Raw genomic sequence first — 25,227 nt, 5'->3', positions numbered from 1 at the left:
TCGAACCGGTGGTGACAGCCGGTGGGGGCAACCGGTGGTGACGATGCGTCAGCGGCGCCAGTCGTACCACTTGAGATAGCCGCCCGCGTCCACGCGCAGCTGGACGCCGGTGATGTAGCGGGCCTCGTCCGAGGCGAGGAAGAGGACCGCGTTGCTGATGTCGATCGGCTCCACGTACGGGATGGGCATGGCCTGCTGGACGGCGAATCCGGGCTCCGCGTCCTCGCGGGTCGGGTGCTCCAGGTCCGGGCGGAACGACTTGTACATCGGCTCGCTCTGCAACATCTGCGTATTGCAGTTGGTGGGGTGCACGACATTGGCGCGCTGCTTCAACGGGGCGAGATTGCGGGCCAGTTCGTGCATGTACTCGGCCAGGGCGCGCTTCGCGTACGCGTAGCCTGCGCCGCCCGGATTGGACCCCGGGCTGTCGACGATACCGACCTCCATCAGGGCGGCCGTGGAGGCGGTGGCGATCACGGAGGCGCCGCCGCGCAGGTGCGGCAGGCAGGCCTGGATGGCGTTGATCGAGCCGATCAGGTCGACGTCCACCGCGTCGGACCAGGCCTGAAGCGGCGGATTGCCGTGCAGCGGCGCGATACCGGCCTGCGCCACGACGATGTCGACGCCGCCGAACTCGGCCACTGTACGGTCCACCGCGTCCCGCATGGCGTCCATGCTGCGCACGTCGGCCTGGATGGGCAGCGCCTTGCTGCCCGCCTTCTCCACGAGCCGCGCCGTCTCCTTCAGGTCCTCCGGCGTGGCCATCGGATAGTCGACCGTCTCGTAGTCGCGACACAGATCGATCGCGACGACATCGGCGCCCTCCTCCGCGAGCCGCACCGCGTGACTGCGGCCCTGCCCGCGCCCCGCGCCGGTGATGAACGCGACCTTGCCCTCGACTCGCCCCATGCCGCTTCCCCTTGTCGTCTTCGTCGCTACGTAGTGATGCCGGACGGAGTGATGCCGGGCTCCGTGTGCTGCGGCTCCAGGGCGGCGTGGGCCGCTCGCAGCGCCCCGAGCCGCACTCCCACCCCGTCCGCGATCCGTCGGACGACGGCCAGGTCCTTGTCCACGAACTCTCTTACGTCGCCGATGAACCGCTCCGCCGACCCGCGCGACGCCGCACCGGCGAGCGCCCTGCTCGCGGCGCTCCCGTGAGTCAGGGCCGACAGCAGAGTCCGCTCGTCCACTCCGAGCTGCCGCCCGAGCCGCGCCGCCTCCGCCACCATCCCCAACTGGGCGGTGAACAGCGCGTTGTTGACCAGCTTCACGCTCTGCCCCGCCCCCACCGGGCCGACCGCGAGCACCGGGTCCGCGTACGCGGCGAGCATCGGGCGCAGCCGCTCCACGGTGGCGTCCTCGCCGCCCACGAAGACGGTGAGCCGGCCCGCCGCGATGTCGTGCGGGCCGCCGCTGACCGGCGCGTCCAGTACCTCGACACCCCGCTCGGCGAGGTCCCGGACCGTGTGCGGGCTCGCCGTGGTGTGCACGACGAGCACGGCGCCGGGCGGCAGCGCGCCGAGCAGCCCGCCACCGAAGCACACCTCCCGTACCTGCCGGTCGGTGAAGACGCACACCACGAACGCGTCGGCGTGCTCGGCCGCGTCCTCGACACGGTCGACGGCCCGTACGCCGTCCTCGGTCAGCGCGGCGCGGCGCTCGGGCGTGCGGCCCACGGCGCACACCTCGTATCCGGCCGCCACGAGGCGGCGCACCATGGGCAGCCCCATGCGCCCCGCACCGGCGAACCCGATCCGCTTCACAGGTGGTCCAGCCGGTGGTCCAGGTGGCCCGGGTGATCCGTACATCGCAAGAACACCCCTTCCGTTTCGCGAGAACTGTAATCTCGGTCATGGGCGTGCGGAAGGTGTCGGCTGCGACTTTCTGGTCAACGCCCGGCGGGTGCGGTCCTGTTGCGCGGGAATTCGGAGAACCATATTCTCGCCTACAGGAAACACGACTTGCGCCAACTCTCCGTACCAGGAGGCACCGTGGCCATCCCCGAGCCGCCGAAGGACGCCCGCGCCATGCGCAGGGCCGTGCTCGGTGACGCGTACGTCGACGCCGCCGTCCGTGACCAGCGGCCCGCCGGCGCCGAGTTCCAGGACTACATCACCGAGACGGCGTGGGGCGTGTGGGCCCGCGCAGGCGCGCTCAGCACGCGCGACCGCAGCCTGCTGGTCCTCGCCATGACCGCCGCGCTCGGGCGCATGGAGGAGTTCCGCACCCATGCCACCGCCGCACCGCGCGCGGGTGTCACGCGCCAGGAGATCGACGAACTGCCCTTCCAGATCGCCGCGTACTGCGGTGTACCGGCGGGGAACGCGGCCCTCCGCTGCCTGACCGAAGTCGCGAACTCCTCCGCTAACGAGGCCTGACGATGGCGACGATCGGTTTCGTCGGGCTCGGCAACATGGGTGGCGCGCTCGCAGCGAACCTCGTGGAGCGTGGCCACGAAGTCCTCGCGTACGACAGCGCGGGCCCCGAGCGCACCCCGGCCGGTGCCACCGGCAGCAAGGACGTGGCCGAAGTCGCGCGCGGATCGGCGGTGTTGGTGCTCTCGCTGCCCGACGGGCACGCCAGCGAGAAGGTCGCACGTGAGATCACCGACACGGCCGGGCGCCGTACGGCCCACGTGGTGGACACCTCCACCGTCGGCGTCAGCGCCGCCCGGCGGGTTGCCGAACTGCTGGCCGAGCACGGCATCGGGCACGCCGACGCCCCCGTCTCCGGCGGTGTCGCCGGAGCCCGCTCCCGCACCCTCACCATCATGTACGCCGCCCCCGACGCGGTCTGCGCCGCGATCGAGCCCGTGCTCGCCGACCTGAGCGAGCGGCGCCGCAGGGTGGGGGAGCGGCCGGGACTGGCGCAGGCCGCGAAGCTCGCCAACAACTTCCTGTCCGCGACGGCGCTGGCCGCCACCAGCGAGGCGCTCGCCTTCGGTCGCGCGGCGGGCCTCGACCCGGCGGTGCTGATGGACGTACTGAACGCGTCCAGTGGGCGCAGCGGCGCCACCGAGGACAAGTTTCCCCACCACATCCTCACCGGCAGCTACGACTCGGGGTTCGCCAACTCGCTGATGGCCAAGGACGTGGAGCTGTATCTGGGGGCCGTGGCCGAACAGGGCGGTCCCGGTGAGGTCGGCGCGCTCATCGGTGCGTTGTGGCGCCGGTTCGCCGAGGCCGAACCGGGTGCCGACTTCACCCGCGTGTACCCGTACGTCGAGGCCACCAGGAGGGGCGAAGCATGACCACGACACCCGAGGCCGGCCCGACCGGCCCCCGCATCGAACCACTGCCGGTCCGCCAGTGGCCGCCGCAGATGCACGAGGCGCTGGCCGCCCTCACCCCTCCGGTGCCCCGGCACCCGGTCCCCGAGAAGGGGGCCGAACGCCCCAAGGGCCTCAACGCCCTCGGCGTACTGGCCCACTACCCCGAACTGACCCGTGCCTTCAACGTCTTCAACGGCCACCTCCTCTTCGCCACCACCCTCACCATCCGTCAGCGCGAACTGCTGATCCTGCGGATCAGCGCGCTGCGCGACGCCACGTACGAATGGCGGCAGCACATGTGGATCGCCCGGCACGAGGCCGGCATGACGGACGAGGAGATCGAACGGGTCGGTGCGGGGCCCGAGGCCGACGGCTGGAGCGACGAGGAGCAGTTCCTGCTGCGGGCCGTGGACGAACTGATCGGCGACGCGCGGATCGCCGACGCCACCTGGCGGGGGCTCGCGAAGGACCTCGACGAGCGGCAGCTGATGGACGTGGTGTTCAGCGTCGGCGCGTACGACACGATCGCCATGGTGTTCAGGACCTTCGACGTGGCACTCGACGACGACCTCAAGGCGTGACGCCGCACGGTGGACCCGGTGGTGGAAACGGTCTTCTCGTGAATTGAGATGGTTGATATCGTTCGGGCGGCACATGCGCATGTACGGCACGGCACGGCAGGGCTCGATGCACCATGCACCTGAAAGGGGCGCCAGCGTGAGAGACTTGGAGGAGGTCGACTTCTTCCGGGACGAAGAGGTCGTGGCCGATCCGTATCCGTACTTCGAGGCCGTGCGAGGACAGTGTCCCGTGCGGCGCGAGAAGCACCACGACGTCGTGCTGATCACCGGGTACGACGAGGCCGTCGAGGTCTACAACGACACGGAGCGCTTTTCCGCGTGCACCGCCGTGACCGGCCCGTTCCCCGGCTTCCCCGTGCCCCTGGAGGGCGACGACGTCTCCGGGCTCATCGAGCGGCACCGCGACGAGCTGCCCATGAGCGATCAACTGCCCACGCTGGACCCGCCGGTGCACACCGACCACCGCTCGCTGCTGATGCGGCTGATCACGCCCAAGCGCCTCAAGGAGAACGAAGAGGCGATGTGGCGGCTCGCCGACGGCATGATCGAGGAATTCCTCGCCCCCGGTAGGGCCGAGTTCATCAGCGAGTTCGCCGGCCCCTTCACCCTCCTGGTCATCGCCGACCTGCTCGGCGTGCCCGAGGAGGACCGGGCGGAATTCGCCGAGGAACTGCAGGGCCGCCCGCGCGGCCGCGGCGCCATCGGCAGCACCGAGCAGGAGGAACTCGGCCACACCCCACTGGAGTTCCTCTATGGACGGTTCGCCCGCTACATCGAGGAGCGCCGCCGCGAGCCCCGCTCCGACGTGCTGACCGGCCTGGCCACGGCCACGTTCCCCGACGGGACGCTGCCCGAGGTCGACGCGGCCGTCCGGGTCGCGGCCAACCTGTTCGCCGCGGGTCAGGAGACCACCGTACGGCTGCTCAGCACCGCACTGAAGATCCTCGGCGAGGACCGGGAGCTGCAACAGCGGCTGCGTGCCGAGCGGCAGTTGATCGCCCCGTTCGTCGAGGAGTGCCTGCGCATCGAGTCCCCGGTCAAGGGCGACTTCCGGCTCTCCAAGGTGCCGGTCGAACTCGGCGGCGTCGAGCTGCCCGCGGGCACCACCGTGATGGTGCTCAACGGGGCGGCCAACCGCGACCCCGCATGGTTCGAAGACCCCGACACCTTCGACGTCGAACGCCCCGGCGTCCGCCGCCACCTGGCCTTCGGACGCGGCCCGCACACCTGCCCCGGCGCGCCACTGGCCCGCGCCGAGGCACGGGTGGCGATCGAGCGGCTCCTGGACCGCACCGAGGACATCCGGATCTCCGAGGAACACCACGGCCCGGCCGGCGCCCGCCGCTACCACTACGTACCGACGTACATCCTGCGCGGACTCACCCGCCTCCACCTGGAGTTCACCCCGGCAGGGCAGGCGGCGGACCGGTGAGGGCCACCGTCGACGACGACCGCTGCCGAGGGCACGGCATCTGCTGCTCCAGCTGCCCCGAGGTCTTCGACCTGAGCGACGACGGATACGCGGTGGTCCTCGCCGAGGAGATCCCCGCAGAGCACGAGAACGACGTACGGGTCGCGGCCCGGGCCTGCCCCGAGCGCGCCATCACCGTCCACTGAGGGGATGTGCTGTGACGATCGATATGGCCTCCGCGTACGCGGGCGACGCCCGGACTCCGTCCTGCGGCCGGCTGCGGGAGCTGGACGAGGAAATCATCGAACTGCTGCGCCGCCGACAGGCGATGGTGCGCGAACTGCCCGCGCCGAACGGCCCGCGCGGCACCGACCCGTCCTTCACCGGCGCCGTGCGCGACACCATCGCCCGCTACAGCGACCAACTGGGCAGCGGCAGCGAACTCGTCGCCCGCGCGATCCTCGTGCTGTGCGATCCGGGGGACCGCACATAGAGTCCGCCGTTCGGACCAGGCACTGAACCCGACCGGCGGAAGCGGTCCCGAAATCGCATCACGCAGGACACCATGGGGAGCAGGCCCTGTCCGCCGGTGGGCGGGGCGACCGCGCATACCCCCACGGAGGACTCGACATGCTGCTCGCCGCCGACAAGGGCGACATCACCACGATCATCGGGGGCATCGCCCCTGACTGGGGCCCGTTCGGGACCCTGGGCGCCGAGGCGAAGACGATGATCCAGGTCGTCATGGCCGTCGCGATCCTGCTCTGCCTCGGCGTCGCGATCTGGGGCGCCGCGAAGCAGCGGATCGGTGCGACCGCGCTGCGCGACACGTTCAGCGCCGAACAGGGCAAAGGCCTGATCATCGCGGGGCTCACCGGGGTGTTCATCATCGGCTCGCTCGGCACGGTCTTCACCATCGTGTACGGCATGGCCGTCTGAGGGCCGCCGGTCAGCGGTGGTGGTTCAGTTGAATCGGTGCCGGTTCACTCGTACTCGACGACCACGGACTCGGCGTCCTCGTCCGGTATCGCCTGGCAGGTGAGTACGTACCCCTCCGCGACCTCGTCGTCCATGAGCGCGTCGTTGGCCCGCATCGTCGCCGTGCCCTCGCGCAGGATCGCCATGCAGGTCGCGCAGTTGCCCGCCTCGCAGGAGAACGGCGGGGCGAAGCCGGCGCGGCGGGCGCTCTGCAACAGGGTCTCGCCGGAGCGTTTGGCGATGGTCAGGCGCCGCCCCTGCATGACGACGGTGACGGTGCCCGCCGCCTTCACGGGAGCGGGAGCGGGAGGGGTTGCCGGCGCGGGCGCCGCCTCGCCGCCCCCGAACCGTTCGCTGAACACCCGCCCCGTACCGACCAGAGCCGACTCCACCAGTTCCATGAAGGGCTCGGGCCCGCACACATACGCGTCGGCCCCCGCGTCGCCGCCGACGAACTCCTTGATGTCCGCAGCCGCCAAGTAGCCGCGTACGTCGTCGAGATGACGTACCACGTCCAGTCGGCCGGGATGCCGCGCCGCCAGGTCGTGCAGCGCGTCGTGGAAGATGGCCTGGCCGCGGTCCCGGTCCGCGCACAGCAGCCGGACGCGGCGATCGGTGCCCGCCAGCGCGCTCTTGGCGAGGGAGAGGACCGGCGTGATGCCGCTGCCGCCGCAGAACCCGAGGAGCGGGGTGTCGGCGGGGCGCAGGGTGAACCTGCCGCGCGCCGACGTCAGTTCGAGCTCATCGCCCTCGTGCACATGGTCGTGCAGCCAGTTGGAAGCGGCGCCGCCCGGCACCCGCTTCACGGTCGTGGTGATCTCTTCGTCGAAGCCGGGCGCGCTCGAGAACGAGTACGCGCGCGGCGCCGGACGCCCGTCCACGGTGATACGGAAGATGCAGTACTGCCCGGCCTCGTAAGTGAGTGGCCCGTCGAGCGGAGCGAGCGTGAACGTACGGGCGTCGGCCGTCTCCTGGTCGATCCGTGTCACGGTCGCACGCCGGAACATCGGGGGGCTCGGCATGGGCCTCCTTCTTCACATGCAAGGGGAACTGCGGTGAGGTGACGGCTACTTCGGCGGGAAGCGCAGCGCGCCGTCCAGGCGGACGACCTCGCCGTTCAGGTAGTCGTTCTCGCACAGCCCCTGGACCAGCGCCGCGTACTCCTCGCTGCGCCCCATGCGTTTCGGGAACGGCACCTGCGGCCCCCAGTACGCCTCCAGCTGGTCGCCGGCCTTCCCGTACGCGGGGGTGTTGATGGTCCCCGGCGCGATGGTGGTGACCCGGATCCCGAGGGGGGACAGGTCGCGGGCCGCGACCAGCGTCATGCTCGCGACGCCGCCCTTGGCCGCCGCGTAGGGGAGCTGGCCGATCTGGCCCTCGTACGCGGCGATGGACGCGGTCGTGACGATGACGCCGCGACCGCCCTCCTCCAGCGGCTCTTGGCGTGCGAGCGCGGCCGCGCCGAGGCGCAGCACGTTGAAGACCGCGGTCAAGTAGTAGTCGATGGTGGTGCGGAACCCGTCGAGGGGGAGGGGGCTGCCGTCCTTGCCGACGAGGCGTCCGCCGGTCGCGGGGCCGCCGTGCACATCGACGACGATGCGCAGTGGCCCGGCCGCCTCGGCCTCCGCGAGCGCCGCGTCGACGCTGTCCTCGTCGGTGGCGTCGGTACGGACGTACCGGATGCCGAGCTCCGCCTCGAGCGCCTTGCCCTTCTCGTCGTTGACGTCCGCGGCGACGACCTGCGCGCCCGCCGCGTGCAGTCGGCGCACGGTGGCCTCGCCGAGCCCGCCCGTACCGCCCACCACGATCGCGGAGCAACCAGTGATCTGCATGTGCGCAACCTCCCCACTCTTGAAAGTCCCGCTCTACTGAAGCGAGAATAGCACTCTCATGAACATTGTGATGACTCTCGAAATGGCCGCGACGGCGGGGGAGCGGCCCGCGGTCTCCCTGGCTGAACGCTCCCTGTCCGCCGCCGAGTTGCTGCGCCTCGCACGCCGGGCCGCCGGGCGCTTCCGTGCGGCCCCCGCGGTGCTGTATCGCGCGCCCAACCACCTCGCCTACCCCGTCGCACTGTTCGGCTGCGCGCTGGCCGGAGTGCCCTTCGTGCCCCTCAACTACCGTCTGGGCACAGAGCAGTTGGCGGACATCGAGGGGCGACATCCGGACGCCGTGCGGCTCGGACCCGACGATCTGGAGGTCCTGCTCGACGATCCGGGTGAGCCCTCGGCCGGTGACGTCGTCCAGGCACCCTGGGACCAGGACGCGGTCGCCGTGATCCTCTACACCAGCGGCACCACCGCGGCCCCCAAGGCCGCCCTGCTGCGCCACCGCCACCTGCTCGCCTACGTGTTGAACACGCTGGAGTTCAACTCGGCCGCCGAGCGCGACGCGGCGCTCGTCGCCGTGCCGCCGTACCACATCGCCGGACTGACGAACCTGATGTCGAACCTCTACACCGGGCGCCGCGTGGTGTACCTTCCGGCGTTCTCGGCCGGTGAGTGGCTCGCCGCGGTGCGCCGGGAGAAGGTCACCCACGCGATGCTCGTCCCGACGATGCTCGCCCGGATCGTCGAGGAACTCCCCGCGGACGGGGACGCCGGCGTCCCCACCCTGCGCAGCCTCGCGTACGGCGGGGCCCGTGCCCCGCGTGCGGTCGTCGAGAAGGCACTGCGGGCCTTCCCGGACACGGGCTTCGTCAACGCCTACGGGCTGACCGAGACCTCCTCGTCGATCGCCGTGCTCGGCCCCGAGGACCACAGGGCCGCGCTCGACGCGGGCGATCGGGTCGGGCGCGATCGGCTCACCTCGGTCGGCCGCCCGCTGCCCGGCGTCGAGATCGAACTACGTACACCGGCAGGGGAGTTGTGCACGCCCGGGGCCACCGGCCTCGTGCACGTGCGAGGTGAACAGATCTCGGGCGAGTACAGCGGGCGCAGTGTGCTCGACGCAGAGGGTTGGTTCCCCACCGGAGACCTGGGACGCCTCGACGCCGACGGCTATCTCTACGTCGAGGGCCGCGCCGACGACACCATCATCCGCGGCGGCGAGAACGTCGCCCCCGCCGAGATCGAGGACGTCCTGCTGGAACACCCCGGTGTGCGCGAGGCGGTCGTCATCGGGGTGCCGGACGAGGAGTGGGGGCAGCGGATCGTCGCGGTCCTCGTCGGCAACGAGGAGAGCGTCCAGCCGGACGAGATCCGGCTGTGGGTGAGGAACCGGCTGCGTACCTCCAAGACCCCCGACACCGTCGTCTTCCGCGCCGACCTGCCGCGCACGGGGACCGGAAAGCTGCTGCGCCGCACGCTGATCGCCGAACTGACCGAGCCGGACCCCCTGGACAACCCGGAGAAGTCCCATGCCTGAAGCCGTGATCGTCTCCGCCCTGCGCACCCCTGTGGGCACCGCCCGCAAGGGCACCCTGCGCGACACCGACGCCTATACCCTCGCCGACCGGATCGTCCGCGCGAGCGCCGACCGCCTCGCCGAACTCGGCGTGGAACCCGACCGCATCGACGACGTCATGCTGGCCGAAGGCCTGTACGGCGGCGGTGTCATCGCCCGGCACGCCGCGCTGACCGCCGGACTGACCACCGTGCCGGGCCTCGCCCACAACCGGCACTGCGCCGCGTCGCTGGCCGCCGTGCAGTCGGCGGCGGCCTCGATCCGCTCCGGGATGGACGAGGTGGTCATCGCGGGCGGGGTGAACTCGGCGTCCACGTCGCCGCGTCTGACCTTCGCGGACGAACCATGGGTGCCGCCCACCCACCCCGACCGGCCCGACGCGCCCAACCTGGACATGTCGATCACGGTCGGCTGGAACGCCGCCGTCGCCGCGGACATCTCCCGCGCGGACATGGACGCGTGGGCGCTGCGCTCGCACCGCAACGCGATCCGGGCCATCGACGAGGGCCGCTTCAAGGACGAGATCGTGCCGGTCGAGACGCCGTACGGGCTGTTCGACGTCGATGAACACCCGCGCCGCGACACCTCGGCCGCGAAGCTTGCCGGGCTCAAGCCGCTGCACCCCGAGATCGACGGCTTCAGCATCACCGCGGGCAACGCGGCCGGCGGCAACGACGCCGCCGCGGCCCTCGCCGTCGTCAGCGACCGCCTCGGACTGCCCGCCCTCGCCACGGTCAGGGCCTGGGCCTCCGTCGGCGTCGACCCGGCCGACACCGGACTCGCGCCCGTGCAGGCCATCCCGAAGGCGCTGGCCCGCGCGGGGCTGAGCACAGGCGACGTCGGCCTGTACGAGATCAACGAGGCGTTCGCATCGATGTGCGTGGCCGTCGTGCGCCGCCTGGACCTCGACCCCGACACGGTCAACGTCAACGGCAGCGGCTGCTCGTTGGGTCACCCCGTCGCCGCGACGGGAGGCCGGATGCTGGTCACGCTCGTCCACGAACTGCGCCGCAGGGGTGGCGGGACCGGTGTGGCCGCCATGTGTGCGGGCGGCGGTATGGGCTCGGCCGTGGTGGTGGAGGTTCCGGCGCCGTGAGCGCACCGGTTCCGTACGAAATCTTGATTGCCGAATTCAGAGAAGCTAGTTTCCGCATCGATGGAGAACCCACCGCATCGGCGGGGGACCGGCAGTGAGGAGTCGTCCATGACGTCAGCCGTCCGGGAACTGCGCCCCGGTCTGCAACTGGCCAGCGCCGCAGGCGGAGTGCGAGTGATCGTCATTCGCGCTCAGCCGGGACCTGCCCCCGAACTCACCTGCGGCGGCGCGCCGTTGGTCCCGGCCGACACCGCGCCCCCGGCAGCGGGCGGCTCCGCCGGCGAGCCCGCAACCCTCATCGGCAAGCGGTACGTGGATGAAACGGGCACCCTCGAACTCCTCTGCACCGCCTCCGGATCGGGCGAACTCGCCTGCGACGGCGCCCCGATGACCATCAAGGCGGCCAAAGCGCTGCCCGCGTCGGACTGACCCAGCGGATCGGACGGAAGGCACTCGGCCATGCAGCACGACGACCTCATACTGATCAGCGTCGACGACCACATCATCGAACCGCCCGACATGTTCGTGAACCACCTCCCGGCCAAGTACCGGGACGACGCGCCCCGCCTGGAACACCGCGAGGACGGCACCGACGTGTGGCGCTTCCGCGACGCCGTCCTGCCCAACGTCGCGCTCAACGCGGTGGCCGGACGCCCCAAGGAGGAGTACGGCCTCGAACCCCAGGGCCTCGACGAGATCCGCCCCGGCTGCTACGACGTGCACGAACGCGTCAAGGACATGGACGCGGGCGGCATCCTCGCGCAGATGAACTTCCCGTCCTTCCCCGGCTTCGCCGCCCGCCTCTTCGAGACCGAGAACAGCGACCTGTCGTACGCGCTGGTGCGCGCCTACAACGACTGGCACATCGACGAGTGGTGCGGCGCCCACCCCGGCCGCTTCATCCCGATGGCGCTGCCCGCGATCTGGGACGTCGACGCCTGCGTCAAGGAGGTGCGGCGGGTCGCCGAGAAGGGCTGCCACTCGCTGACGTTCACCGAGAACCCCGGCGCCATGGGCTTCCCCAGCTTCCACGACGAGTACTGGAACCCGCTGTGGCAGGCGCTGTGCGACACGGACACCGTGATGAACCTGCACATCGGCTCCTCCGGCCGTCTCGCCGTCCCGTCGGTGGACTCGCCGCCGGACACGATGATCACGTTGCAGCCGATGAATCTCGTGCAGGCCGCCGCCGACCTCATCTGGTCGCGCCCGGTCAAGGAGTACCCGGACCTGAAGATCGCCCTTTCCGAGGGTGGCACCGGCTGGGTCCCGTACTTCCTGGAGCGCATCGACCGCACCTTCGAGATGCACGCCACGTGGACCCTGCAGGACTTCGGCGGGAAGCTGCCCAGCGAGGTGTTCCGCGAGCACTTCCTGACCTGCTTCATCAGCGACCCCATCGGTGTGAAGCTGCGCCACGAGATCGGCATCGACAACATCTGCTGGGAGGCGGACTACCCGCACAGCGACTCGATGTGGCCCGACGCCCCCGAGGAGCTGCACGGCGTACTCACCGAGCACCAGGTCCCCGACGAGGACACCAACAAGATGACGTACCAGAACGCCATGCGCTGGTACTCCTTCGACCCCTTCACGCACATCAAGAAGGAGGACGCCACGGTCGGCGCCCTGCGGCGGCGCTCCGCCGGCCACGACGTGTCCATCCAGGCGCGCAGCAAGCGCGTCGTCGAGCCCTCGCAGAAGCTCGAGGCGTTCCGGGCCAGGGCCCGCGCGGCCACGGCGGCGGCGAAGTGAACCCCTTCGACCTCACCGGCCGCTCCGCGCTGGTCACCGGCGCGGGCGCGCCCGGCGGCATCGGCGCCGCCGTCGCCCGCGCCCTGGCCCGCGCGGGCGCCGCCGTCCTGGTCACCGACGTGGACGGCGGCGCCGCCGAGCACACGGCCGACGCCATCCGGACCGACGGCGGCAAGGCGGAGGGCGCCGCCCTCGACGTCCGCGACCGCGCCGCCGCGGACGACGCCGTGGCGCGGACCGCCGCCCTCACCGACGGCACCCTGCACATCCTCGTCAACAACGCGGGCGTCACCGCGCCCGCCATGTTCCCCAAGCTGACCGAGGACAGCGTCCGCGCCCTCCTCGACATCCACGTCCTGGGCACCTTCAGCTGCGCCCAGGCCGCCCTCGCCCACCTCCCCGAGGACGGTACGGGCCGGATCATCAACGTCACGTCCTCCGCGGGCCTCACCGGCACCCTCGGCCAGGTCAACTACTCCGCCGCCAAGGCCGGCATCATTGGCCTCACCAAGTCCCTGGCGCGTGAACTGGCCCGCAAGAACATCCTCGTCAACGCCGTCGCCCCGCTCGCCGCGACGCCGATGACCGAGACGATCCGTACCAACGAGAAGTTCGCCGCGGGCATGCTCGCCCGTATCCCGCTCGCCCGCTGGGCCGAACCCGACGAGGTGGCACCGGCGTTCGTGTTCCTGGCCTCCGACGCGGCCTCCTTCGTCACCGGGCAGGTGCTGCCGGTCGACGGGGGCCTGGTCATCTGACGTCCGGCCGGACCGACCGGCAATTTCTACGGGGAGGTCCCCATCTGATGGCCGACGACTGGTTCGGTGGCCGGGCGGCCCTCGCCGGCACCGTCGCCGTGATCACGGGCGGCGCCGGCGGCCTCGGCGGTGCCATCGTGCACGACCTGGCCGCCAACGGGGTCCGCACGGCCGTCCTCGACCGCGACGAGGAGGCGGCCCGAGCACTGGAGAAGGCGCTCGCGGGCCATGACGCTCTCGTACGGACCGGGGATGTACGCGAAGAGGCCGCGCTCCAGGCCCTGTTCGAGGATGTCGACGCACGATGGGGCCGCCTCGACATCCTCGTCAACGTCGTGGGAGGCACCTTCCGCGCCCCCTTCACCGAGACCCGACCGCGCGGCTGGGACGCCCTCATCCGCACCAACCTCACCCACGTCCTGCACGCCTGCTCGCTCGCCGTGCCACGGATCCGGGCGGGCGGCCGGGGCGGCAGCATCGTCAACGTGTCGACCATCGAGGCACACCGCGCCGCCCCCGGCTTCGCGGTGTACGCGGCGGCGAAGGCGGCCGTCGAACAGTTCGCCCGCACACTCGCGGTGGAGCTCGCCCCGGACGGCATCCGCGTCAACAACGTCGCCCCGGACTACGTACCCACACCGAGCCTGCGCCGACTCGCGGGCGAAGGCACCGCCCCGCTCACCACCCCCGAGGCCCTCGCCACCGCCATCCCGATGGCCCGCGCGGGCCGGCCCGAGGACGTCTCGGGCTGCGTCGTCTTCCTGGCGTCGGCCCTCTCGTCGTACGTGACGGGCACGACGCTGCATCCGGACGGCGGCACGTACGCGTCGTCGGGCTGGTTCAACTGGCCGGGGACGGGCTGGGCGAACCACGTCCCCGGCCTGTGACCTCAGGTGTTGCGGCCGCCGTTGACGCCGATGACCTGCCCGGTCACGTACCCGGCCTCCTCCGACACGAGGAACGAGCACGCCGCCGCGATGTCCTCGGGGCGCCCCGCCCGCCGCACCGGAGTGACCTTCGCGATGTCCTCCACCGAGTGGCCGAGCACCCCCCGCTGCTCCGAGCCGCGCAGCATGGGTGTGTCCACGAAGCCCGGCGGGATCGTGTTCACGGTGATTCCCTTGGGCCCGAATTCCAGCGCCAGGGATTTCGTGAGGCCGATGAGGCCCGACTTCGACGCCACGTAGTGCGTCATGTACTGCTGGCCCGAGTGCGCGCTGGACGACGAGATGTTGACGATGCGGCCCCAGCCGGCCTCGATCATGTGCGGAATCGTGGCCTGGCAGAGATAGAACGGGCCGCTGAGGTTCACGGCGAGGATGGTGTCCCAGGCCTCGTCGGTGATGTTCAGGAACTCCTTGAAGCCCGTCTTCCCTGCGTTGTTGACGAGCACGTGGACCGGTCCGTACGCGCCGCGTACCTCCTCGACCGCGGCGTCCACCTGCGTCCGGTCGGAGACGTCGACGCCGCCGAGCGCCATCGCCTCGTGCCCGCTCTTCCGCGCCTCATCGGCCACCGCCTCGGCGGCCTCCTTGTTGAGGTCGAGGACGGCGGTCGCGAAACCGTCCGCCGCCAACCGCAGCGCGATGGCCCGGCCGATGCCGGAGCCCCCGCCCGTCACCAGTGCCGTACGCCGCTGTGTCGTGCCGGTGTCGGGTGTGTCGGGTGTGTCAGTGCTGGCTGTGTCGCTGTTGGCTGTGCCGGTCATGCGATGGCCTCCTCGCCCGCCAGTGATGTGCGGTGCATCAGCCGCGACGAGGTCTGCTCGTAGGGCAGCGCCCGGTGCAGCATTCCGGTGTTGTCCCAGATCACCAGGTCGCCCTGGTGCCATTGGTGGCGCAGCGTGAACCGCGGCTGCGCCGTCCACTGAAGGAGCCGGTCGAGCAGGGCCCGGCCTGCCTCCTGTTCCATGCCGACGATCCCGCCGGCGGTCGTCCCGATCAGCAGTGACGTGCGGCCGTCCTGGTGCGTCCACACCAGCGGGTGCTCACGGGCCGGGTTGCGGTCCCAGGCCGCGCGCTCCTTGGGCGTCGGGTCCGGGGTGACGTGCAGCTGGGAGGCCGCGAAGCTGTGCACGACGCGCACGCCCTCAAGCTCGGCGCGCTCGGCCTCGGACAGGGCCTCGTACGCGGCGTAGGTGTTGGCGAACTCGGTGTCGCCGCCTCCGCCTCCGTCGATTCGTCGGGCAGTCAACAGGGTTGCCTTGTCCGGTACTTCACTGGTGGTGCCGTCGATGTGCCAGAAGAAGGTCGCCTCGCGATAGGCGGCGAGCCGGCTCTTCGACGGGTCACGTGTGATGGCCTGCACCTCGGGATGATCGGGCACGCCGCCGTGCGGAATCGGCACGACCTGGCCCAGCAGCCGGCTGAAGGCGACCAGGTCGCTGTCGCAGAGGTCCGCGTCGCGGTAGACGACGACGCCGCGACGGTCGAGGGCCTGACGGCACTCCTCGGCCACCGCCTTGTCCACCAGGCGGTGGCCGGACAGACCGGTGATCCGCACCCCGGTGGTCGGGGTCAGCTCGGAGACGGTGACAGTCATCGGCCCTCTCCCTGCGCGTCCGGTACCTCTACCTCACCGAAGGTCTTGCGCTCCATGAACTCCTCCAGGCCCGCGACACCCTTCTCCCGTCCGATGCCGGACTGCTTGTAGCCGCCGAACGGAGTGTCGGAGAAGAAGTAGTTGCCGCCGTTGATGCTGAACGTTCCGGTGCGGACGCGCCGCGCCACCGCGAGCGCCCGCTCCCGGTCGGCGCTCAGTACGGCCCCGGACAGCCCGTACACGGAGTTGTTCGCGATGCGCACGGCGTCGTCATCGTCGTCGTACGGGATCACCGCGAGGACCGGGCCGAAGACCTCCTCCTGGGCGATCTCACTGTCCGGGGCGACATTCGCCAGGAGTGTCGGCGCGTAGAAGTAGCCGGGGTCGATGCGCTGCCCGCCGGTGACGAGCGTGGCGCCCGCGGCGACGGCCCGCCGCACCATGCCGTCGACCTTGTCGCGCTGCCGCTCGCTGATGAGGGGACCCATGTACGTCTTGGGGTCGTTCGGGTCGCCGACGCGCACCCGCTCCATGCGTCGTGCCACCTGCTCGACGATCGTGTCGTGGTGGCGGCGCGGCACCAGCATCCGTGAGGTGATCGCGCATGCCTGCCCGGAGTGCAGACAGATCATGTACGCCGCGTATGTGGCGGCGTTCTTGAAGTCGGCGTCGTCGAGGACCACCAGCGCGGACTTGCCGCCGAGTTCCAGGAAGACCCGCTTGACGGTGTCGCTCGCCGCCGCCATGATCCGCCGCCCGGTCGGACTCGCCCCGGTGAAGCTCACCAGGTCCACGTCGGGGTGTGTGGTGAGCACCTCGCCGACCGAAGCCCGCGACGAGGACAGGACGTTGACGACACCGGCGGGGATGTCGGTGTGCTCGGCGATCAGCTCGCCGAGGGCCAGTGTCACCAGGGGTGTGTCGGGCGCGCCCTTGAGGACGATCGTGCAGCCTGCCGCCAGCGCGGGGGCCAGCTTGGCCAGGGCCAACTGGTTCGGGTAGTTGTACGGGATGATCGCCGCGGCGACCCCGGCGGCCTCCCACTCCACCCAGCGGTGGTGTTGCTGCCCCTGGTACTCGACCACACCCATGTCGTCGACGAACGAGTGGTCGTCGAGGAGGTCCGCGTAGTACCGCACGAGCTCGATCGGCTCGTCCAACTGCGCGGCGTAGGTGAGCATGCGCGGCGACCCGGCGTCCGCGATCGTCAACTCCCGCAGTTCCTCGCGGTGTTCGACGAGGGCGCCGTGCAGCTGGTCGAGGCAGCGGCGGCGCAGGTCCGGGTCGGTGGCCCAGCCGGTGGTGTCGAAGGCGCGGCGGGCGGCGGCCACGGCCTGCCGCGCCTGCTCCTCCGTGGCTTCAGGGGCGTGGCCGAGGAGTTCGCCGGTGGCAGGGTTGTAGGAGGCGAAGGTGGTGTCGGCGGCGACGAGCCGGCCGTCGATGAATTGGCGCCGCGAGGCGAGGGGACGTCCCGGGTACTCCGTGGTGAGCTTCAGGACCTGCATGCGCGGCGCGGGGTCCAGCCTGATCACGTCGGACATGTGCAGTCGCCCGTCGGCCGCCGCCGCGGTCACGTTCTTCATCGCCTGCTGCGGATCGCCCTCGATCTCGTAGTGCGCGATGTACGCCCCTCCGGGCTCGCGTGGCGCATAGCGGACGGCGGACACGAAGCCGTCGAGCGCCACCATCTCGGGCAGATGGACCTCGTCGTACCAGCGGTTGAACGCGTCCAGGGCCTCCTCGCTCGCGGGCCGGGACTCTACGTGCAGGACGTACTTGGTCATGGCGGCTCCTTCGCCGACCGGGCAACGGAAGGGACGCGGGAACGGAACGCCTGGATGGTATCGGCATTTCTCTCTTGAGAGAACCTTGTTCTCAAAGGGTGCCGGTATCTTGTTCCCCCGGACGAAGGAGCGGATGTGGACTCACCGAGGACGGGCGTGGCCGAACCGGTCGCCCGTGCGCCGAGGAGCGGCCGCCCGCGCGCCACGACCCGAGCCGACCTCGAACGGATCGGCTTCGAACTCTTCGCCCGGCAGGGCTTCGACGCGACGACCGTCGATGACATCGCAAGTGCGGCGGGCATCGCGCGGCGGACGTTCTTCCGCTACTTCGCGTCGAAGAACGACCTCGTGTGGGGCGACTTCGAGCAGCAACTGACCGGGTTTCGCGAGCTGTTGCACGCCACCGGTCCAAGCGTTGCGCTGATGACGGCGCTGCGCGCGGCCGTCGTCGACTTCAACCGGTTCGACGCCACCGTCGTGCCCTGGCACCGGGAGCGCATGCGGCTCATCCTGACCGTGCCCACCCTCCAGGCCGATGCCACACTGCGGTACGCCGCATGGCGCGCCATCGTCACGGACTTCGCGGCCCGGCGCCTCGGCCTCGCCGCGTCCGACGCGCTCCCGCGCCTCTTCGGGCACGCGGTCCTGGCGGCGGCGGTCACGGCGTACGAGCACTGGCTCGCGGTGCCCGAGGCGGAGTTGAGCGAGCTGCTCGACACGGCGATCCGGCGGCTCGAGGAAGGCCTCGGCGGGGCGTCGTCCTCTGTGTAGTGGGCGTGTGGTGGATGTGCGGTGGGTGCCTCAGGGCAGCTCGCGCCGCAACGCGTCGGCGATCAGCTCACCGATCAGTACGGCGGTCGCGGCGGGGCCCCGGTGCGGTGTTTCCGGCAGTATCGACGTGTCCGCCACACGCAGCCCGCGTATCCCGTGCACCCGCCCGTACTGGTCGACGGCGGGGCCCATCGGGACGGTCCCGCAGGTGTGTTGGGCCGTGCCGAGGTGGTCGCGGATCCATCCGTCCAGCGCGCGGTCGTCGGCGAGGGCGCCGGGCCCGGGGGCGAGCAGGCCGCCGGAGAGCTTGGTGAACGGCGCGGTGTGCAGGAGGTCGGCCGTGACGCGGACGGCCGCGCGCAGGCGACGCAGGACCTCGGCGTCGTGCAGGTAGTCGTAGTCGACGACGGGGGACACCGCGGGATCGGCGGAGCGCAGTCGCAGGCGACCGGTGGGACGCGGGGTCTGGACGGAGGCGAGAAACGAGAGCGGCGCGCCGGCCGCTCGTACGGTCCCACCGACGAGCCCGGCCATCGGCACCAGTGACTGGAGGATCTCGATATCACCTGGGCAACCGGCATCGAGCTCACGGGAGTTGAGGTGCAGGCACCCGCCGAGCCAGCTGGTCGTGGGTGGTTCCAAGTCGTCGTGTGGCTGCCAGCCCAGGACCAGTTGCGGGTGGTCGGAGAGGCGTGCGCCGATTGCGGGCGCGTCGCGGACGACGGCTACCCCGGCCCGTTCGAGATCCGCGCGCGGGCCGACACCGGAGAGCAGGAGCAGGTGCGGCGTGGCGAGGGCCCCCGCGCTCAGCACCACGCACCCGGCATCGAGCGTCTCCCGTGCCCCGTCGCGCTCGACCACGACCCCCGTGGCGCGTCCGCGCTCGACCACCACGCGTAATACGGAACAGCCGCCCAGCACGGTGAGGTTGGGCCGTTCGCGAACCGGCGCCGACAGGTAGGCGAGCCCGGTATTGCGCCGCACGCCGTCGACGGAGTTCGACGGCACGGTCCCGAAGCCGGGCGGGCCCTGGTCGTTCTTGTCGGGCTCGGCGGCGAAACCCAGCCTCCGGGTGGCGTCGCGGAAGGCCACGGCGGCGGGGTGGGTCACAGGTTCGCGCGTGACACGCATCGGCCCACCGTCTCCGTGCACGCCGCTCCGGCCGAAGTCGAGATCGTCCTCCAGCGCGAGCAGCAACGGCAGCACCCGCTCGTACGCCCATGCAGGATGGCCCGCCGCGGCCCACCGGTCGAAGTCCGCGCGCCTGGCCCGGACGAAGTACCCGCCGTTGACCGTGGTGGAACCGCCGAGCACCCGCCCGCGCGGCACCGACCACGGCCGCTGCGGAGTGAGCCGTACCGCATGGGAGGAGGTGGCGGGGTGGTCCGGCCGGGCGCCCGGTACGAGGCGCGCGTCCAGCAGGGCCGACGCGAAGGACGACGGCACGGGGCCGGCCTCCAGCAGCAGCACCTTCCGGTCGGCGTCCTCGCTCAGCCGCGCCGCCAGCACGGCACCGGCGCCACCGGCACCGACGACCAGGACATCGGGGCGCGCGGACGTGATCGGAGCCATGGGACCGGATCAAATCCCGCCGCGACGGCAGCGCGCAAGCCCCCGGTGATGCCCGCACCCTTTCTTTTGGCATCGCATGCCAATACTCTCGGATCCGTTCGCGCACACCCTCAACCACCCCTCGGTATCAGGGAGTTACGCATGAGCGAGCAGCTCGAAGCCACCGCTGCCCCCGAGGCGCCCGCCGCCTCCACCGCTTCGGCCGACGAACCCCTCATCGAGGCCGACGACCTGGTCGAAGAGGTCTCGATCGACGGCATGTGCGGCGTGTACTGATCGTGGGTGCCCCCGCGCTCGACCTGGACCGCGCCTGGGACGTGCACCCCCAGGTGTCGGTCAGGCCCGAACCCTTCGGCGCGCTGCTGTACCACTTCGGCACGCGCAAACTGTCCTTCCTCAAGGACCGGGGACTGCTCGCCGTCGTTCGGGCGCTCGCCGATTCGCCCACCGCACGCGCCGCCTGCGCGAGCGCCGGCGTCGGCGATGCGGACACGGGACGGTACGCGCGCGCCCTCGCCGTCCTGGCCCGCTCGTCGATGCTGGTCGAAAGGAGCCCGACACCGTGACGACCTCGACTCCCGTGGCGGCCAAGCCCGGTGAACGTCTGGTGGACCTGTTCGAGTACGGCCTCGACGCGCCGATCTGCCTCACCTGGGAACTCACCTACGCCTGCAATCTGTCCTGCGCCCACTGCCTGTCCAGCTCGGGCCGCCGTGATCCGCGCGAGCTGACGACGGAGGAGGCCAAGGCCGTCATCGACGAGCTGGAGGCCATGCAGGTCTTCTACGTCAACATCGGCGGCGGCGAGCCGACCGTGCGGCCCGACTTCTGGGAGCTTCTCGACTACGCCACCGCCCACCACGTCGGCGTCAAGTTCTCCACCAACGGTGTGCGGATCACGCCGGACGTGGCCCGGCGCCTCGCCGCCAACGACTACGTCGACGTACAGATCTCGCTCGACGGAGCCACGGCCGAGGTCAACGACGCGGTGCGCGGGGCGGGTTCGTACGACACGGCCCTGCGCGCGATGCGCCATCTGTCCGACGCGGGCATGAAGAACTTCAAGCTGTCCGTCGTCTGCACCCGCCACAACATCCCGCAGATGGACGACTTCAAGGCCCTCGCCGACCAGTACGGTGCCCAACTCCGCCTCACTCGGCTGCGCCCCTCGGGACGCGGGGCCGACGTCTGGGACGAGCTGCACCCGCTGCCCGCCCAGCAACGGCAGCTCTACGACTGGCTGGTGGCGCACGCCGACCAGGTCCTCACCGGTGACTCCTTCTTTCACCTGTCCGCCTACGGCGAGCCGCTGCCCGGCCTCAACCTGTGCGGTGCGGGTCGCGTCGTGTGTCTCATCGATCCCATCGGTGACGTGTACGCCTGCCCGTTCGCCATCCACGACGAGTTCCTCGCGGGAAGTGTGCGCGACGCGGGCGGATTCGCGGGTGTGTGGCGCGAGTCGGAGCTCTTCCTTCGGCTGCGTGAGCCGCAGCAGGGCGGAGCCTGCGCGTCCTGCGCGTTCTACGACACCTGCAAGGGCGGCTGCATGGCCGCGAAGTTCTTCACCGGCCTCCCGCTGGACGGCCCCGACCCGGAGTGCGTCCAGGGGTACGGGGAGCAACTCCTCGCGGAGCGAGAGCGGGACGGCGCCGCGATCCCGAAGCCGTCCGGAGATCACTCCCACCGCACCGGCCCCGTCCTCGTGCCTCTCACGAGGCGGCCGCCCGTGTCGGAGTGCGACGAGAGCCCCGTAGCAGGTCTCAAACCGGCCACCTGACGAGGAGAAAGCCGCCCCATGGCAAGAAACCCATGGTTCGAAACGGTCGCCGAGGCCCAGCGGCGCGCCAAGAAGTACCTCCCGAGCAGCGTCTACGGGGCCCTGGTCGCCGGTTCGGAACGCGGCCGCACCATCAACGACAACATCGGCGCCTTCGCCGAACTCGGCTTCGCGCCACGGGTGGTGGGCCACCACGCCGAGCGGAACCTGACGACCACCGTCCTCGGCGTCGAGTCCGCGTTCCCGGTGCTGATCTCGCCGACCGGTGTGCAGGCCGTGCACCCGGAGGGTGAAGTCGCGGTGGCCCGCGCCGCCGCCAACCGGGGCGTCATCATGGGGCTCAGCTCGTTCGCGAGCCGGCCCGTGGAGGAGGTCGCCGAGGCCAACCCGAACACCTTCTACCAGATGTACTGGATGGGCAGCCGCGACTCCATGGTGCAGCGCATGGAGCGCGCCAGGGCGGCCGGCGCCAAGGCGCTCATCGCCACCCTGGACTGGTCGTTCTCCAACGGCCGCGACTGGGGCAGCCCGCCGATCCCGGAACGCGTCGACCTGCGCACGGCCGTGAAGTTCGCCCCCGACGTGCTGCCGCACCCGCGCTGGCTCCTCGCCTTCGCCAGGTCCCGCCGCGTCCCCGACCTGACCACGCCCAACCTCCAAGCCCCAGGCGGGCAGGCCCCCACCTTCTTCGGTGCGTACGGCGAGTGGATGCAGACCGCGCCGCCCACCTGGGACGACGTGGAGTGGATGCGCAAGGAGTGGGGCGGCCCGTTCCTGCTCAAGGGTGTCAGCAGGGTCGACGACGCCAAGCGGGCCGTCGACGCGGGTGTCACCGGCATCTCGGTCTCCAACCACGGCGGCAACAACCTCGACACCACCCCCGCCACCATCCGCCTCCTGCCGTCCGTCGCCGAAGCGGTCGGCTCCGACATCGAGGTCCTCCTCGACGGTGGTGTGCGGCGCGGCGGCGATGTCGCCAAGGCCCTCGCGCTCGGCGCCCGAGCCGTCCTCATCGGCCGCGCCTACCTGTGGGGCCTGGCCGCGAACGGGCAGGCGGGCGTGGAGAACGTCCTGGACATCCTGCGCGGCGGCCTCGACTCCGCCGTCCTCGGCCTCGGGCACGCCTCCGTCGACGAACTGGGCCCGGACGACCTGGTGATCCCCGACGGCTTCACCCGCACCATCGGGGCCCCGCGTGCCTGAACCGGTGGAGCTGGCGCACGCGACCTGGCCCACGGTGCCGGAGAGCGCGCTGGTCCTCGTCCCCGTCGGCTCCACCGAACAGCACGGCCCGCACCTGCCGTTCCACACGGACAGCACGATCGCCGAAGCCGTGGCACGGGGCGCGGCGTTCCAACTCCCTTGCGAAAGTGTCGTCTTGGCGCCCACCCTCACGTACGGCGCGAGTGGTGAACACGCCGGATTCCCCGGCACCCTCTCCATCGGCCGCGAGGCACTGCACGTGGTCCTCGTCGAGACAGTGCGCTCCCTGTCCCTGTGGGCGGGCCGCGTCGTTCTCGTCAACGGACACGGTGGCAACGTCACCACCCTCGACGCGGTCTGCGCCCAGCTCCGCCACGAAGGCCACGACGTGGCATGGCTCGGCTGCGTCCCACCCGGCGGCGACGCCCACGCCGGCCGCACCGAGACCTCCGTCATGCTGCACCTGGCCCCGGACGACGTACGGCTCTCGGAGGCGACCCCCGGCGACACCCGCCCCCTGCCGGAACTGCTGCCCCACCTCATGGCCCACGGCGTACACGGTGTCTCCCCGAACGGCGTGCTCGGTGACCCGGCCGGAGCCACCGCCGAAGAGGGGCGCGCGCTGGTCGGGGCGATGGTGTCGGAGGCCGTACGCCTCGTCACCTCGGGCCGCGCCGACCCGCGAGGCCGGCTTGTCGCCGCCGTACCGCAAGCCGTACCGGGGGGAGCCGCATGACCCTCCCGCACGGATATGTCGTCGAGCTCGACCGGCACACCCGCGTCCTCGACGGCGGGTGCGCGCTGCTTGGCGGATATCCCACCCGGCTGCTGCGGCTGACACCACGTGCCCGCGCGCTCCTGACCGGGCGCACCCTGCGGGTATATGACCGGGCGGGCGCGGTTCTCGCCGACCGGCTGCTCGCCACCGGCCTTGCCCACCCGATCGTCACCGAGCTGCCATGGATCGACCCGCAAGGCACGGTCACGTACGTCATCCCCGTCCGCGACCGCCCCGACCAGCTGGACCGCGTGCTCGCGAGTATCCGCGCCACCGCGACCGACGCCCCGGTGCTCGTCGTCGACGACGCCTCGCACGAACCGGCCGCCGTCGCCGCCGTAGCCGCACGCCACCGCGCGCGCGTGCTCCCGCTCGCCGACAACGTCGGCCCGGCCGGCGCCCGCAACGCGGGGCTGCGCGAAGTCACCACGCCGTACGTGGTGTTGGCCGACTCCGACATCGTGCTCGGGGCCGACACAGTGGACGTCCTGCTGCGCCACTTCGCCGACCCGGCCGTCGTGATGGCCGTGCCCCGGATCACCGCACTGCCCGGCCCCGACGCCGAGCGCTGGCTGGGCCGCTACGAGAGCGCCCGCTCCTCCCTCGACCTGGGCCGCCACCCCGCCGCCGTACGCACCGGCACTCCCGTCTCCTGGGTGCCGAGCGCCTGCATGCTCGCCCGCACCGACGCGCTCACCAAGGCCGATGGCTTCGACGCGGGGATGCGCGTGGGGGAGGACGTCGACCTGTGCTGGCGGCTGACCGCGGACGGCGGACGCATCCGCTACGAGCCCGCCGTGCAGGCCGCCCACGAACACCGGGTGGAACTCGCCGACTGGTTCCGCCGCAAGGCCGTCTACGGCACCGGCGCGCACCCCCTGGCCCGCCGCCACCCCGACAACATCGCCCCCGCGATCCTCGCGCCGTGGAGCGCCGCCCTGCTCGTCGCCCTGCTCGCGCAGCGCCGCTGGTCACTGCCGGTGGCGGGCGGACTCGTGGCCGTCGCCACCGTCCGCAACGCGCAGAAGCTGAAGGGCATCGCGCACCCGCTGCCGCACGCCGCCCGGCTCACGGCTCTCGGTTCGCTCGCCTCGCTCACCCAGGGCACGGCGCTGCTCACCCGCCACTGGTGGCCGCTGGCAGCCGTGGGCTGTCTGGCCTCGCGCCGAATGCGCCGGGCCACGGCCGTCGCGGCGGTCACGGACGTCGCGCTGGAAACCCTCGGACGCGGCCCGAAGCCCACCCGCCTCGACCCGGTCCGCTACGCCGTCGCCCGCCGCCTCGACGACCTCGCGTACGGCTCAGGGGTGTGGCTGTCGGCGCTCAAGGGGCGCTCCACGGCCGCGTTGCGCCCTCGGATTGTGCGGGCCGCTGCCCGTCCCCGCGCCTCGCTTCCTCCCGAGCGCGCATGTCCCCGTGGAGACGCGCGACCCCGCCGCACACCAGCGGCATGACCAGCGGCGGCAGTAGGAGCAGAGCCACCGCCGTGGGACATATCGTCATCAGTACGCCGGTCATACACACGTTGTCGCCGCCCAGCCACAGC

28 protein-coding genes are annotated in these 25,227 nt (G+C 71.4%); 20 read left to right on the top strand and 8 right to left on the bottom strand.

The window, feature by feature from the left end; translation table 11 throughout:
• Positions 1-48 precede the first annotated feature (48 nt).
• Complete coding sequence (locus ACIRHA_RS15760; RefSeq protein ID WP_403845208.1) at positions 49-909, bottom strand: mycofactocin-coupled SDR family oxidoreductase; 861 nt, start codon at positions 907-909, stop codon at positions 49-51.
• 26 nt (positions 910-935) lie between these two features.
• The gene (locus ACIRHA_RS15755; RefSeq protein ID WP_403845205.1) at positions 936-1,763 is read right to left on the bottom strand and encodes an NAD(P)-dependent oxidoreductase; all 828 of its coding nucleotides are present in this window, start codon (positions 1,761-1,763) and stop codon (positions 936-938) included.
• A 228-nt stretch (positions 1,764-1,991) separates the two neighbouring features.
• Here ACIRHA_RS15755 and ACIRHA_RS15750 point away from each other — a divergent pair, with 228 nt between their 5' ends.
• From ACIRHA_RS15750 to ACIRHA_RS15720, 7 genes are all read left to right on the top strand, one after another.
• Entirely contained in the window at positions 1,992-2,378 is a 387-nt protein-coding gene (locus tag ACIRHA_RS15750; RefSeq protein WP_403845203.1) for a carboxymuconolactone decarboxylase family protein, read from the top strand.
• 2 nt (positions 2,379-2,380) lie between these two features.
• Positions 2,381-3,250, top strand: coding sequence for an NAD(P)-dependent oxidoreductase (locus ACIRHA_RS15745; protein ID WP_403845200.1), 870 nt, complete (start codon positions 2,381-2,383; stop codon positions 3,248-3,250).
• Positions 3,247-3,852, top strand: coding sequence for a carboxymuconolactone decarboxylase family protein (locus tag ACIRHA_RS15740; RefSeq protein ID WP_403845197.1), 606 nt, complete (start codon positions 3,247-3,249; stop codon positions 3,850-3,852). Before ACIRHA_RS15745 ends, ACIRHA_RS15740 begins: the two co-directional genes overlap by 4 nt.
• 136 nt (positions 3,853-3,988) lie before the next feature.
• Entirely contained in the window at positions 3,989-5,284 is a 1,296-nt protein-coding gene (locus tag ACIRHA_RS15735; protein ID WP_403845194.1) for a cytochrome P450, read from the top strand.
• Positions 5,281-5,469, top strand: coding sequence for a ferredoxin (locus tag ACIRHA_RS15730; RefSeq protein WP_403845192.1), 189 nt, complete (start codon positions 5,281-5,283; stop codon positions 5,467-5,469). Before ACIRHA_RS15735 ends, ACIRHA_RS15730 begins: the two co-directional genes overlap by 4 nt.
• Positions 5,470-5,480: 11 nt before the next feature.
• Complete coding sequence (locus ACIRHA_RS15725) at positions 5,481-5,756, top strand: hypothetical protein (RefSeq protein WP_403845190.1); 276 nt, start codon at positions 5,481-5,483, stop codon at positions 5,754-5,756.
• A 137-nt stretch (positions 5,757-5,893) separates the two neighbouring features.
• Positions 5,894-6,202: a hypothetical protein gene (locus ACIRHA_RS15720; protein ID WP_327674687.1), complete on the top strand. Its 309-nt coding sequence runs from the start codon at positions 5,894-5,896 to the stop codon at positions 6,200-6,202.
• Between the two features lie 44 nt (positions 6,203-6,246).
• On the opposite strand, the gene ACIRHA_RS15715 is transcribed toward ACIRHA_RS15720, so the two are convergent.
• Both ACIRHA_RS15715 and ACIRHA_RS15710 read right to left on the bottom strand, forming a co-directional pair.
• Positions 6,247-7,263, bottom strand: a complete 1,017-nt coding sequence (locus tag ACIRHA_RS15715) for a 2Fe-2S iron-sulfur cluster-binding protein (RefSeq protein WP_403845188.1) — start codon at positions 7,261-7,263, stop codon at positions 6,247-6,249.
• 45 nt (positions 7,264-7,308) lie between these two features.
• Positions 7,309-8,073, bottom strand: coding sequence for an SDR family oxidoreductase (locus ACIRHA_RS15710; protein ID WP_403845186.1), 765 nt, complete (start codon positions 8,071-8,073; stop codon positions 7,309-7,311).
• A gap of 58 nt (positions 8,074-8,131) precedes the next feature.
• Here ACIRHA_RS15710 and ACIRHA_RS15705 point away from each other — a divergent pair, with 58 nt between their 5' ends.
• The 6 genes from ACIRHA_RS15705 to ACIRHA_RS15680 all read left to right on the top strand — a co-directional run bounded on the left by ACIRHA_RS15705 (position 8,132) and on the right by ACIRHA_RS15680 (position 14,142).
• On the top strand, positions 8,132-9,607 hold the full coding sequence (locus ACIRHA_RS15705) for a class I adenylate-forming enzyme family protein (protein WP_403845183.1): 1,476 nt from the start codon (positions 8,132-8,134) through the stop codon (positions 9,605-9,607).
• Positions 9,600-10,742, top strand: coding sequence for a thiolase family protein (locus tag ACIRHA_RS15700; RefSeq protein WP_403845180.1), 1,143 nt, complete (start codon positions 9,600-9,602; stop codon positions 10,740-10,742). Before ACIRHA_RS15705 ends, ACIRHA_RS15700 begins: the two co-directional genes overlap by 8 nt.
• Positions 10,743-10,850: 108 nt before the next feature.
• On the top strand, positions 10,851-11,171 hold the full coding sequence (locus ACIRHA_RS15695) for a hypothetical protein (RefSeq protein WP_403845178.1): 321 nt from the start codon (positions 10,851-10,853) through the stop codon (positions 11,169-11,171).
• Positions 11,172-11,201: 30 nt separating this feature from the next.
• Positions 11,202-12,497 (top strand): amidohydrolase family protein, encoded by a 1,296-nt coding sequence (locus ACIRHA_RS15690; protein WP_403845176.1) that lies wholly within the window; start codon positions 11,202-11,204, stop codon positions 12,495-12,497.
• Positions 12,494-13,255 carry an SDR family NAD(P)-dependent oxidoreductase gene (locus tag ACIRHA_RS15685; protein WP_403845174.1) on the top strand — a complete coding sequence of 254 codons (762 nt, stop codon included), beginning with the start codon at positions 12,494-12,496 and terminating at the stop codon, positions 13,253-13,255. Before ACIRHA_RS15690 ends, ACIRHA_RS15685 begins: the two co-directional genes overlap by 4 nt.
• A gap of 47 nt (positions 13,256-13,302) precedes the next feature.
• Positions 13,303-14,142, top strand: a complete 840-nt coding sequence (locus tag ACIRHA_RS15680; RefSeq protein WP_403845172.1) for an SDR family NAD(P)-dependent oxidoreductase — start codon at positions 13,303-13,305, stop codon at positions 14,140-14,142.
• A 2-nt stretch (positions 14,143-14,144) separates the two neighbouring features.
• Here the strand turns inward: ACIRHA_RS15680 and ACIRHA_RS15675 are convergent, their stop codons facing one another.
• The 3 genes from ACIRHA_RS15675 to ACIRHA_RS15665 are packed head-to-tail and all read right to left on the bottom strand — an operon-like array spanning position 14,145 to position 17,580.
• The gene (locus tag ACIRHA_RS15675) at positions 14,145-14,963 is read right to left on the bottom strand and encodes an SDR family NAD(P)-dependent oxidoreductase (RefSeq protein WP_403845170.1); all 819 of its coding nucleotides are present in this window, start codon (positions 14,961-14,963) and stop codon (positions 14,145-14,147) included.
• The gene (locus tag ACIRHA_RS15670; protein ID WP_403845167.1) at positions 14,960-15,796 is read right to left on the bottom strand and encodes a TauD/TfdA dioxygenase family protein; all 837 of its coding nucleotides are present in this window, start codon (positions 15,794-15,796) and stop codon (positions 14,960-14,962) included. Before ACIRHA_RS15670 ends, ACIRHA_RS15675 begins: the two co-directional genes overlap by 4 nt.
• On the bottom strand, positions 15,793-17,580 hold the full coding sequence (locus ACIRHA_RS15665) for an aldehyde dehydrogenase family protein (protein WP_403845165.1): 1,788 nt from the start codon (positions 17,578-17,580) through the stop codon (positions 15,793-15,795). The genes ACIRHA_RS15670 and ACIRHA_RS15665 overlap by 4 nt, the downstream gene beginning before the upstream one ends.
• 135 nt (positions 17,581-17,715) lie before the next feature.
• On the opposite strand from ACIRHA_RS15665, the gene mftR reads away from it, so the two are divergent.
• A complete protein-coding gene (mftR, locus tag ACIRHA_RS15660; RefSeq protein ID WP_403845162.1) occupies positions 17,716-18,351 on the top strand; it encodes a mycofactocin system transcriptional regulator in 636 nt (211 codons plus the stop codon).
• A gap of 30 nt (positions 18,352-18,381) precedes the next feature.
• Here the strand turns inward: mftR and mftG are convergent, their stop codons facing one another.
• The gene (gene mftG, locus ACIRHA_RS15655; RefSeq protein ID WP_403845159.1) at positions 18,382-19,923 is read right to left on the bottom strand and encodes a mycofactocin system GMC family oxidoreductase MftG; all 1,542 of its coding nucleotides are present in this window, start codon (positions 19,921-19,923) and stop codon (positions 18,382-18,384) included.
• A 141-nt stretch (positions 19,924-20,064) separates the two neighbouring features.
• Here mftG and mftA point away from each other — a divergent pair, with 141 nt between their 5' ends.
• Genes mftA through mftF form a run of 6 tightly spaced genes read left to right on the top strand, consistent with a single transcriptional unit; the run spans position 20,065 to position 25,135 of the window.
• Complete coding sequence (gene mftA, locus ACIRHA_RS15650) at positions 20,065-20,199, top strand: mycofactocin precursor MftA (protein ID WP_403845156.1); 135 nt, start codon at positions 20,065-20,067, stop codon at positions 20,197-20,199.
• On the top strand, positions 20,184-20,489 hold the full coding sequence (mftB, locus tag ACIRHA_RS15645) for a mycofactocin biosynthesis chaperone MftB (RefSeq protein ID WP_403845154.1): 306 nt from the start codon (positions 20,184-20,186) through the stop codon (positions 20,487-20,489). The genes mftA and mftB overlap by 16 nt, the downstream gene beginning before the upstream one ends.
• The gene (gene mftC / locus ACIRHA_RS15640; protein WP_403845151.1) at positions 20,486-21,700 is read left to right on the top strand and encodes a mycofactocin radical SAM maturase; all 1,215 of its coding nucleotides are present in this window, start codon (positions 20,486-20,488) and stop codon (positions 21,698-21,700) included. The genes mftB and mftC overlap by 4 nt, the downstream gene beginning before the upstream one ends.
• Positions 21,701-21,718: 18 nt before the next feature.
• Positions 21,719-22,903, top strand: coding sequence for a pre-mycofactocin synthase MftD (gene mftD / locus ACIRHA_RS15635; protein ID WP_403845148.1), 1,185 nt, complete (start codon positions 21,719-21,721; stop codon positions 22,901-22,903).
• Positions 22,896-23,639 carry a mycofactocin biosynthesis peptidyl-dipeptidase MftE gene (gene mftE, locus ACIRHA_RS15630; protein ID WP_403845146.1) on the top strand — a complete coding sequence of 248 codons (744 nt, stop codon included), beginning with the start codon at positions 22,896-22,898 and terminating at the stop codon, positions 23,637-23,639. Before mftD ends, mftE begins: the two co-directional genes overlap by 8 nt.
• Entirely contained in the window at positions 23,636-25,135 is a 1,500-nt protein-coding gene (gene mftF, locus ACIRHA_RS15625) for a mycofactocin biosynthesis glycosyltransferase MftF (RefSeq protein WP_403845143.1), read from the top strand. Before mftE ends, mftF begins: the two co-directional genes overlap by 4 nt.
• Positions 25,136-25,227: the final 92 nt, after the last annotated feature.

Origin of the sequence: Streptomyces sp. NPDC102360 (assembly GCF_044766085.1) — a bacterium.
GTDB lineage: Bacteria > Actinomycetota > Actinomycetes > Streptomycetales > Streptomycetaceae > Streptomyces.
The sequence above is the reverse complement of the archived record's forward strand: the minus strand, read 5'-3'. Positions and strand labels throughout refer to the sequence as shown.

What these genes read in the sequence shown, in the direction of transcription:
- mftA (WP_403845156.1), top strand. Translation starts at nt 20,065, where the DNA reads ATGAGCGAGCAGCTCGAAGCCACCGCTGCCCCCGAGGCGCCCGCCGCC.
- ACIRHA_RS15675 (WP_403845170.1), bottom strand. Translation starts at nt 14,963, where the DNA reads ATGACCGGCACAGCCAACAGCGACACAGCCAGCACTGACACACCCGAC.
- ACIRHA_RS15680 (WP_403845172.1), top strand. Translation starts at nt 13,303, where the DNA reads ATGGCCGACGACTGGTTCGGTGGCCGGGCGGCCCTCGCCGGCACCGTC.
- ACIRHA_RS15670 (WP_403845167.1), bottom strand. Translation starts at nt 15,796, where the DNA reads ATGACTGTCACCGTCTCCGAGCTGACCCCGACCACCGGGGTGCGGATC.
- ACIRHA_RS15715 (WP_403845188.1), bottom strand. Translation starts at nt 7,263, where the DNA reads ATGCCGAGCCCCCCGATGTTCCGGCGTGCGACCGTGACACGGATCGAC.
- ACIRHA_RS15690 (WP_403845176.1), top strand. Translation starts at nt 11,202, where the DNA reads ATGCAGCACGACGACCTCATACTGATCAGCGTCGACGACCACATCATC.
- mftG (WP_403845159.1), bottom strand. Translation starts at nt 19,923, where the DNA reads ATGGCTCCGATCACGTCCGCGCGCCCCGATGTCCTGGTCGTCGGTGCC.
- ACIRHA_RS15740 (WP_403845197.1), top strand. Translation starts at nt 3,247, where the DNA reads ATGACCACGACACCCGAGGCCGGCCCGACCGGCCCCCGCATCGAACCA.
- ACIRHA_RS15700 (WP_403845180.1), top strand. Translation starts at nt 9,600, where the DNA reads ATGCCTGAAGCCGTGATCGTCTCCGCCCTGCGCACCCCTGTGGGCACC.
- ACIRHA_RS15745 (WP_403845200.1), top strand. Translation starts at nt 2,381, where the DNA reads ATGGCGACGATCGGTTTCGTCGGGCTCGGCAACATGGGTGGCGCGCTC.
- ACIRHA_RS15760 (WP_403845208.1), bottom strand. Translation starts at nt 909, where the DNA reads ATGGGGCGAGTCGAGGGCAAGGTCGCGTTCATCACCGGCGCGGGGCGC.
- mftF (WP_403845143.1), top strand. Translation starts at nt 23,636, where the DNA reads ATGACCCTCCCGCACGGATATGTCGTCGAGCTCGACCGGCACACCCGC.
- ACIRHA_RS15665 (WP_403845165.1), bottom strand. Translation starts at nt 17,580, where the DNA reads ATGACCAAGTACGTCCTGCACGTAGAGTCCCGGCCCGCGAGCGAGGAG.
- ACIRHA_RS15695 (WP_403845178.1), top strand. Translation starts at nt 10,851, where the DNA reads ATGACGTCAGCCGTCCGGGAACTGCGCCCCGGTCTGCAACTGGCCAGC.
- ACIRHA_RS15720 (WP_327674687.1), top strand. Translation starts at nt 5,894, where the DNA reads ATGCTGCTCGCCGCCGACAAGGGCGACATCACCACGATCATCGGGGGC.
- ACIRHA_RS15710 (WP_403845186.1), bottom strand. Translation starts at nt 8,073, where the DNA reads ATGCAGATCACTGGTTGCTCCGCGATCGTGGTGGGCGGTACGGGCGGG.
- mftD (WP_403845148.1), top strand. Translation starts at nt 21,719, where the DNA reads ATGGCAAGAAACCCATGGTTCGAAACGGTCGCCGAGGCCCAGCGGCGC.
- ACIRHA_RS15705 (WP_403845183.1), top strand. Translation starts at nt 8,132, where the DNA reads ATGAACATTGTGATGACTCTCGAAATGGCCGCGACGGCGGGGGAGCGG.